We start from the raw sequence: 8,281 nt of genomic DNA, 5'->3' as shown, positions 1-8,281 counted from the left end.
GGTGATGTATGTCAAATGGTACGACCCGGCTGTGGCGATTTTTCTTCTGGCCCCCTACATTCCCTTGTCGGTCAACTGGGGCCAGGCCACGGGGCTGTGGTTGGCGGCTCACACCTCGCGGGTGTATGAGTGGCCGCAGGCCGTGCGCGATGCCATCGGGAAGCCGCTGCGCAAGGGGGCGGGCTGGTGAGCCGGCGACCGATGGGGTGGGGGCTGGAGCCGCTGTATGCGCGCGGTCAGCATGGGCTGCTCATCCATGCGGCCGGCACAACATTGGCGGCAGGGCGTGTGGCATCAAGGCTGAGCAAGATGCGGTCGTGGATGATGGCAGGCGCCGCCAAGGGCGGCGTGGCGCGTCGCTGACCGGACCGAGGCCGCGTGGGCGGTTGTCGTGGGGCGAAAGCAGACGGGGCGGCTGCGGCCGGGGGGGCTCAGGCTCGTCGATGTCTTCGCTTGGCCTGTTCGCGCAGCGCTGCGCGCACTGCTTGCAAGGCGGGTGAGGGGGCAGACTCGCTGCGCATGAGCCACCCCACCGGTTCTTCGGTGCCGGTCAAGGCCAGCGGCAGTCGGGCCAGCACGCCGCGTTCGAGGTCGGCCTCGATGGCGCCCGAAGGTGTGAACCACAGGGCATCACTGCTGGCGGCCAACTCTCGGCCCAGCGAGACGGACAGGGTTTCGAAGACCATGCCCCGCGGCACGACGGCCTGGCTTTGCAGCCAACTGTCGGCGTTGTGACGGATGATCGTGTCGGCCACGGGCAGGATCCAGTCGTAGTCTGCCAGTTGTGCTGCACTCAGGCGGCGCTTGTGTCGGAGGGGATGATCGGGTCTGACGGCAATGATCAGCGGCTCGGCATACAGGTGTTCGAAGGTCAGGCCTTGCAGCCACTCGGGCTCCGAGAGGCGGCCGACCACGGCATCCAGGGTGCCTTGTTGCAGACGCGCCAACAGCTCGCGATTGGCGCCGGTTTCGATGTGAACCGTGGTGCCAGCGGGCAGGCCCAGTGAGCGCAGGCCGGCGGCCACGATGGCATGGGCCACGGTGGGCAGTGCCCCCAAGCGCAGCACGGTGGGCGCCTGGCCGGGGGCCACGCTGTCCAGCGCTTGATCCAGCGCGGCCATCACTTGACTGGCATGGCGCAAGAAGCCCTGCCCGGCCGGTGTGAGCCGTGCACCACGGCGGCCGCGTTCGAACAGGCGCAGCCCCAGCAGGGCTTCCAGGTCGGCCAGGGTCTTGGTCACCGCGGGTTGGCTGATGGACAGCGCCTGCGCGGCTCGGCCCAGATGGCCCAGTCGTGCGACGGCCAGAAAGCAGTGCAAGTGGCGCAGCTGGAGGCGATGAGCTTGGATGCGATTCATTCGATAACTATAAAGAATTGATTATCGAACGAAACTTCAATTTACATAACCTTGGGTGATGCTTAGAGTGTGGGCATTGATCATCCATGACGGCCCCACGAGGAGAGTCCCCCATGAGCGAGACCGTGACGCTGCGTCCCCGAGACTGGGACAGCCACCCGCCTTACATCTACCCCGACTACAAGTCCACCGTGCTGCGTGGTCCGACCAAGCCGCTGTTGCCGATCAAAGAGCGGCTGCGTCAGCTGCGCGCCCCGGTGTATGGGCACGACGCCATCGGCCCGCTGGATCATGACCTCACGCGCAATGCGGCGAAGAATGGTGCGCCCCTGGGGGAGCGCATCGTGGTGACCGGACGGGTGCTCGATGAGCGGGGCCGTCCGGTGCGTCATGCGCTGGTGGAGATTTGGCAGGCCAATGCCGCGGGGCGCTATGTGCACAAGGTCGATCAGCATGAGGCCCCCCTGGACCCCAACTTCTTGGGCGCCGGCCGCACGCTCACCGACAACGAGGGCCGCTACAAGTTCTACACCGTCAAGCCGGGGGCGTATCCCTGGGGCAATCATCCGAATGCCTGGCGGCCGAATCACATTCACTTCTCGTTGTTTGGCGAGTACTTTGCCAGCCGCTTGGTCACGCAGATGTATTTCCCGGGCGACCCGTTGCTGGCGCATGACCCGATCTTCCAAGGCACGCCCGAGCGCGCTCGTGATCGCTTGATCTCGAAGTTTTCGCTGGAGGTGACCGAACCGGATTTTGCGCTGGGCTATGTTTTCGACATCGTCTTGCGTGGCCCGAATGAAACGCCGATGGAGACGCCGCGATGAGCACCCTGCTTGCACAAACCCCCTCTCAAACCGTTGGGCCTTACTTTGCCTACGGCTTGACGCCACGCCAATACTTCTATGACCATGGCAGCGCGTACACGCCGGTGCTGGCTCAGCCGCATGCCGAGGGTGAGCACATCACCGTGATCGGCCGGGTGCTCGACGGCGCGGGTCAGCCCGTCAGTGATGCGATGATCGAGATCGCCCAGCTGGATGCACGAGGCCGCGAGGTCACCAGCGCCGAGCAGGCCCAGGCCTGGGGCTTCACCGGTTTTGGCCGCTGTGGCACCGGCACCGATGCTCAATGCCGCTTTGTCTTCACCACCGTGAAGCCCGGCGCGGCCGATGGCCAGGCCCCGCACATCGATGTGATCGTGTTCATGCGCGGCATGCTCAGCCATGCCTTCACTCGCATTTATTTCGACGATGAAGCGCAGGCCAACGCCCAGGATCCGGTGTTGCAATCGGTGCCGGCCGAGCGTCGCGGCACGTTGCTGGCGCGCCGGCAGGTGCAGCCCGCTGGCGTGGTGTATCAGTTCGACATCCACATGCAAGGCGATCAGGAGACGGTGTTCTTCGACCTGTGAGGCGCCTCGGATGCTTCGCATGCGGTGACGCGGGGCGCTGGGCCGGCTGGCGCCCAGCGTCATCGGCAGCGCACAGGCCGAAGCCCTGCCGACGGGGCTTTCATTTTCTGGGAGGCGATGTAATCTGTGGGATGCGTGCAGCGAAAGCGAGCGCCCACGAACTCGACATCGTTCTCCGCCATGACTGTTTTTTACTGGGTGATGGGTGTGCTCATCGTGGGCACCCTGGTCCCGTCGGCTCTTTGCATGTTGCTCTATGCCTTCACCGGCCATGACGTGCTGGCCCGCCGGGCCAGTACCTTGTGGGCTTATACCCGCACGTTTGCGCTGCTGGGCGTCAATGTCCTCATTTGGGGACACGTGGCGGCGGGGCTGTGGAACATTTGGTTCCCTTGAACGCCGCGCGCTCCGCCTCGGGGCTCGCAGCCCAAGGCCTTCGCGGCGCGTTCCAAGGCGGTGACTCAGACGAATTTTCCGATCAGCGCTGCCAGAAGGCTCAACAGCACCGCGCTGGTCAAGGGCAGGTCCCACTGCCGGCCGCCGAGCTTGAAATGAAAGTCGCCGGGCAGGCGACCCAGGCCGATGCGGTGCAGCCAGGCGCTCAGACCGTTGAAGACGATCAACGCCAAGAGGATGATGAGTAGCCAGCGCAGCATGCAGCACCTCAAAGTCTGTGGCTGCGGTCGCCGTGGGTGAAGCCGATGGGCTCGAAGTGCTGCAGGTCGAAGCCGCGAGCCAAGGCGATCACCTTGAAGAGCTCGCCCATCTCGTGCTCGTTGACGAGTTTGTTCACGGCCGCGGCGGCTCGTGGATCGTTTGGCGGCATGAGTTCCAACAGCCCGCAATTGAGCAGGAAGTGGCCCTGCGAGGTGTAACCCAGCACCTCCAACCCGGCCTCCTGGCCGGCCAGCGCGATGCCGGTGAAGTTCACGTGGGCGGTGATGTCTTTGTCGCCCACGTCGACCAAAGGGTCGGGATCGGCGCGGTGGGCGCGGTGGCACATCAGCGTGCCGCCATGGCGCTGGGGCAGGTAGTACTCGTCCTCGGGAAAGCCGTAGTCGATCAGGAACACCACGCCGCGGGTCAGGCAGCCGGCCAAGGTGCGCACGAAGGCTTCGGCCTGGGGATGGATTTCGGTGACGGTGCCGGGCACGAAGGCCGCAGGCACCGGCGGGCGCAGCGCGGTGGGACGGTCGCGCCAGACGAAACGCGAGCCGTCCACGCCCACGCCCCGCTCGAACCACTGTTGCCCGTCGAAATGCAACAACTGCACCGGCATGGCGTCGAGCACTTCATTGCCGATGACCACGCCGCGCATGGTCTCGGGCAGGCGGTCGTGCCAGTGCACCCGCGGCAGATGCGTGGGTTGCTCGATGGCCAGGCGCTGGCGTTGGCGCTCGCGCAAGGCGCCGGACAGCTCGATGATGTGATAGGCCGACACCGCCGGCCCCAGTGCGCCCAGGATCTGGCTGGCCAGGGCGCCCGAGCCGGCGCCGAACTCCCAGATGTCTGCGGTGCCGCTGGCCACCAAGGCCTGACGCAATTGCCGCGCCAGGGTCTGGCCGAACAGCGGGCTGAGCTCGGGGGCGGTGACGAAGTCGCTGCCGTTGTCGGGCAGCAGCCCGAAGGTGCGGCGTCCGCTGGCGTAATAACCCAGGTCCGGGGTGTACAGGGCAGCGGCCATGAAGCGGTCGAAGCCCCACCAGCCGCCCTCGGCAACGATGGCCTGGCGCAGGCGCTCGGACAGGGCGGCCGTTACACTGAGGGGTTCGTTGGTCTGCATCGCGGCATTGTAGGTAGCCGTCCATGTCTGCTTCTCCAAAGCCCTTGAAGTCCTCAGCCGAAGCCGCGCGGCCGGTGGTCTTGATCACCGGGGCGGCGCGCCGTCTGGGCCGCGCGATGGCCCTGGAGCTGGCGGCGCAGGGCTGGGACATTGCCTTGCATCACCGCCGCTCGGCGGCCGAGGCCGAACAGACGGCCGCTCAGTGCCGCAACGCCGGCGCGCGTGTGGCCGTGCTGGCGGCCGATCTGTCCGACGAGCGCGCCTGCCGGGCCTTGGTGCCGCAGGCGGTGGCTGCGCTCGGGCGGCTCGATGCGGTGGTCAACAACGCGTCGTTGTTCGAGTACGACGACGCGCTGAGCTCCGACTTGGCTTCGATGGAGCGCCATTGGCGCGTCAACACCGCAGCTCCGGTGCTGCTGGCCCAGGCGTTGGCCCATCATTTGAAGGGCGACGGCCGCAGCGGCTGCGTGGTCAATCTGCTGGACCAGAAGCTGTGGAATCCCAACCCTGACTATTTCGCTTATACCTTGTCCAAGGCGGCGCTGGAGTCGGCCACCACCTTGCTGGCCCAGGCGCTGGCGCCTGCGGTGCGCGTGGTGGGCGTGGCCCCAGGCGTGACCCTGCCCTCGGGGCCGATGAACGAGGCCGAGTTCGCCGCTTCGTTTCGCATGACGCCGCTGCAGCGCTCGTCCACGCCGCAAGACATCGCTCAGGCCGTGCGCTTCGTGTTGCATGCGCCGGCGATCACCGGCACGACCTTGCTGGTCGATGGTGGCCAGCATCTGAATGCCCAGCCGCGTGACGTGATGTTCATCGCCCGCCAGGGCTTGGCCGTTTCCAAGGAATGACATGCAATCCCTGTTGAACCATCCGAGCCTGATGGACTGCCGCCGGCTCTTTCTGCGCAACTACGAGGTTTGGATCAACATCGGTGTGCACGACTTCGAAAAGCGCGGCGAGCAGCGTGTGTTGATCAATGTGGAGTTGTACGTGCCGCTGGCCACCACCACGCCCAAGGCCGATCGGCTGGAGGAGGTGGTCGATTACGATTTCATCCGCCGCACCATCGCCCAGCGGGTGGCGCAAGGGCATATCCATTTGCAAGAAACCTTGTGCGATGACGTGATCGAGCTGATGATGGCGCATCCGCAGGTCAAGGCCGCGCGGGTGTCCACCGAGAAGCCCGATGTCTATCCGGATTGCGATGCCGTCGGCGTCGAGGTCTTCCGCATGAAGGAGTCGGTATGAGCACCGCGCTGGACGAGCGCCCCGGTGGCAAGGCGGCGGCCGACAAGCGAGCCTTCGAGGCCAACAAGCTGAGCAAACGGCTGCACCGCCTGGTGGGGCAGGCGATTGCCGACTACAACATGATCGAGCCCGGGGACAAGGTCATGGTGTGCATGTCCGGGGGCAAGGACAGCCATGCCCTGCTGGACATCCTGATCAACTTGAAACAGCGCGCGCCGGTGCATTTCGATCTGGTGGCCGTCAACCTCGACCAGAAGCAGCCGGGCTTTCCGGCGCATGTGCTGCCCGAGTATCTCAAGAGCCGGGGGGTGGCGTTCCACATCGAGGAGCAGGACACGTATTCGGTGGTCAAGCGCCTCATCCCCGAGGGCAAGACCACATGCAGCCTGTGCTCGCGCTTGCGCCGCGGCATTCTCTACCGCGTGGCCAGCGAGCTGGGGGCCACCAAGATCGCTTTGGGCCATCACCGCGACGACATTTTGCAGACCTTCTTCCTCAACATGTTTTTTGGCGGCAAGCTCAAGGGCATGCCGCCCAAGCTGGTGAGCGATGATGGCAAGCACATCGTGATCCGCCCGCTGGCCTACGTGCCCGAGCACGACCTGGCCGCCTGGGCCGAGCATCGTCAGTTCCCGATCATCCCTTGCGATCTGTGCGGCAGTCAGGACAACCTGCAGCGCAAGCAGGTGGGGGCGATGCTGCGGGAGTGGCAAAAGAAGTATCCTGGCCGCATCGAGAACATGTTCTCGGCCTTGCAAACCGTCGTGCCTTCGCACCTGATGGACCGGAACCTGTATCCCTTTGCCGGCCTCCAAGCCTCCGGGGTGCCCGAGGCCGGGGGGGACAAGGCCTTCGACGAGGATGAGGCGTGCGCCGCGCCGCCGTCGTCGGCGGTGGTGAGTTGGCACTGGGATCGCTGAGCGGCCCGCTGCGGCGGGCAGGGAGACGACCGATGCGTTGGATGAGCGGGTGGGCGCTGGCTGCTCTGTTGGTGTTGGGCGGCTGCGCCAGCATGCGTTTGATCGAAAGCGATGTGAGCAGCCATTCGCAGTGGCCGGCGGATCAACGCCCCGGCAGCTTCCGCTTCGAGCGTTTGCCCTCGCAACAGGCCCAAGCCGCGCAGCAAGAGGCCATCGAGGCGGCGGCCTTGCCGGCGCTGCAAAAGGCGGGTTTCACGCTGGCTGCGGCCGATGCCTCGCCCCAGTACGTGATCCAGGTGGCCAGCCGGCTGACCCGCTTTGAGCGCGCGCCCTGGGACGACCCCTGGCCTTGGGGCTGGAACACGGGCTTTTTCTATGGCGGACGGGCCTACCGTGGCGCCAGCGTGGGGTTGAGCTTCTATGCGCCGCAGCCCTACTATGTGCAAGACGTGTCGGTGCTGATCCGCGATGCGCGCACGCAGCAGGTGCTGTACGAGACCAGCGCCCGCCATGATGGGCGCTGGGCCGACGAGGCGGTGCGTGGCACGCTGTTCGAGGCCGCGATGCGGGACTTCCCGCAGCCGGCGATCAGTCCGCGCCGGGTGCGGATCGAGATTCCGCGCTGAGCCCCAGCCGCGGGTCGGCCAGCTGGCGTCGGGCCAGATCGCGAAAGCGGCGCGGCGACCAGCCGGTGTGTCGAGTGAAAAAGCGCGTGAAATAGGCGGCGTCGGTAAAGCCCAAGGTCCAAGCAATCTCTTTGATGCTGAGCTGCGTGTAGGCAAGGTCGCGCTTGGCCTCCAACAACAGCCGCTCGTGCACCGCGCCCAAGGCCGAAGTGCGCAGCACCTCGCGACAGACGCGATTGAGCTGCGCGGGCGTGATGCCCAACTGGCGGGCATAGAAGGACAGGGGCGGTTGCGCGCGGTAGTGTTGTTCGACCAGGGCGCGGAAGCGTTGCACGTGTTGCAGGCTGCGCGAGGGCGTTTGCGCTCCGTGGGCGTCGGCCGCCTCCAGCGCCCGGCCCAGGCGCACCAGCACCAGGCTGAGCGCCGCCGTCAGCGCTGCCAGGCGCCACGGGGCATGCCCTTGGGCTTCGGCGGTCAAGGTGCGTATCGCCTCGTCCAGCGCTTCGAAGGCCGGGGCCTGCGCAGCAAAGCGCAAACACCGTGCATGCGACAGCCTTGCCTCCAACCCGGGTTCGGCTTGCAGCAAGGCCTGTAGGCGCTGGGCCACCACGGTCAGCACGACGCCATCGGTGTCGGTCGAGAAGCGAAAACCGTGCACCGTGAGCGCCGGCACGAAGACCACACAAGGCGCTTCGTAGGGCTGTCGTTCATCGTCGAACACCACCTCGCCTCGGCCGCTGCGCAGGCACAGGATCTGTGCGAAAAGATCATGCCGATGGGGGCGAATTTCCCAATCGTAGAGTCGGCTGCGCTCGGCGATGGATTCCACATGCAGGCTCTCTGGGATCAGAGGCTGGCCTTGCTCGCCGTACAGCGCGTAGGTGGGAACCCGGGTGACCATGCTGACAACAGGCGGGGATGTTCGGATTGTG

At 65.9% G+C, this 8,281-nt stretch carries 12 protein-coding genes; 8 read left to right on the top strand and 4 right to left on the bottom strand.

What is annotated here, in order from left to right:
* The coding region (locus F615_RS0111590; RefSeq protein WP_026330259.1) for a hypothetical protein at positions 1-190 on the top strand (190 nt) is incomplete at its 5' end.
* 241 nt (positions 191-431) lie between these two features.
* Here F615_RS0111590 and pcaQ read toward each other — a convergent pair.
* A complete protein-coding gene (pcaQ, locus tag F615_RS18405; RefSeq protein WP_019561355.1) occupies positions 432-1,358 on the bottom strand; it encodes a pca operon transcription factor PcaQ in 927 nt (308 codons plus the stop codon).
* Between the two features lie 113 nt (positions 1,359-1,471).
* Between pcaQ and pcaH the strand changes: the two genes are divergently transcribed.
* The 3 genes from pcaH to F615_RS0111570 all read left to right on the top strand — a co-directional run bounded on the left by pcaH (position 1,472) and on the right by F615_RS0111570 (position 3,168).
* Entirely contained in the window at positions 1,472-2,185 is a 714-nt protein-coding gene (gene pcaH / locus F615_RS0111580; RefSeq protein ID WP_019561354.1) for a protocatechuate 3,4-dioxygenase subunit beta, read from the top strand.
* A complete protein-coding gene (gene pcaG / locus F615_RS0111575; protein ID WP_019561353.1) occupies positions 2,182-2,772 on the top strand; it encodes a protocatechuate 3,4-dioxygenase subunit alpha in 591 nt (196 codons plus the stop codon). Before pcaH ends, pcaG begins: the two co-directional genes overlap by 4 nt.
* Positions 2,773-2,952: 180 nt before the next feature.
* Entirely contained in the window at positions 2,953-3,168 is a 216-nt protein-coding gene (locus tag F615_RS0111570; RefSeq protein ID WP_033371364.1) for a hypothetical protein, read from the top strand.
* 65 nt (positions 3,169-3,233) lie between these two features.
* Here the strand turns inward: F615_RS0111570 and F615_RS0111565 are convergent, their stop codons facing one another.
* Complete coding sequence (locus tag F615_RS0111565) at positions 3,234-3,428, bottom strand: DUF2905 family protein (RefSeq protein ID WP_019561351.1); 195 nt, start codon at positions 3,426-3,428, stop codon at positions 3,234-3,236.
* Positions 3,429-3,436: 8 nt separating this feature from the next.
* Positions 3,437-4,555: a class I SAM-dependent methyltransferase gene (locus tag F615_RS0111560; RefSeq protein ID WP_019561350.1), complete on the bottom strand. Its 1,119-nt coding sequence runs from the start codon at positions 4,553-4,555 to the stop codon at positions 3,437-3,439.
* 23 nt (positions 4,556-4,578) lie between these two features.
* Here F615_RS0111560 and F615_RS0111555 point away from each other — a divergent pair, with 23 nt between their 5' ends.
* The 4 genes from F615_RS0111555 to F615_RS0111540 are packed head-to-tail and all read left to right on the top strand — an operon-like array spanning position 4,579 to position 7,349.
* A complete protein-coding gene (locus tag F615_RS0111555) occupies positions 4,579-5,403 on the top strand; it encodes an SDR family oxidoreductase (protein ID WP_051090240.1) in 825 nt (274 codons plus the stop codon).
* A gap of 1 nt (position 5,404) precedes the next feature.
* Entirely contained in the window at positions 5,405-5,803 is a 399-nt protein-coding gene (locus F615_RS0111550; RefSeq protein ID WP_019561348.1) for a dihydroneopterin aldolase, read from the top strand.
* Complete coding sequence (gene ttcA / locus F615_RS0111545; protein WP_019561347.1) at positions 5,800-6,723, top strand: tRNA 2-thiocytidine(32) synthetase TtcA; 924 nt, start codon at positions 5,800-5,802, stop codon at positions 6,721-6,723. The genes F615_RS0111550 and ttcA overlap by 4 nt, the downstream gene beginning before the upstream one ends.
* A gap of 32 nt (positions 6,724-6,755) precedes the next feature.
* Complete coding sequence (locus tag F615_RS0111540; protein ID WP_019561346.1) at positions 6,756-7,349, top strand: DUF4136 domain-containing protein; 594 nt, start codon at positions 6,756-6,758, stop codon at positions 7,347-7,349.
* On the opposite strand, the gene F615_RS18400 is transcribed toward F615_RS0111540, so the two are convergent.
* Positions 7,312-8,250, bottom strand: coding sequence for a helix-turn-helix domain-containing protein (locus F615_RS18400; RefSeq protein ID WP_019561345.1), 939 nt, complete (start codon positions 8,248-8,250; stop codon positions 7,312-7,314). The two genes, F615_RS0111540 and F615_RS18400, sit on opposite strands and share 38 nt — an antisense overlap.
* Between the last annotated feature and the right edge of the window lie 31 nt (positions 8,251-8,281).

This window comes from Caldimonas manganoxidans ATCC BAA-369, assembly GCF_000381125.1.
GTDB lineage: Bacteria > Pseudomonadota > Gammaproteobacteria > Burkholderiales > Burkholderiaceae_C > Caldimonas > Caldimonas manganoxidans.
The sequence above is the reverse complement of the archived record's forward strand: the minus strand, read 5'-3'. Positions and strand labels throughout refer to the sequence as shown.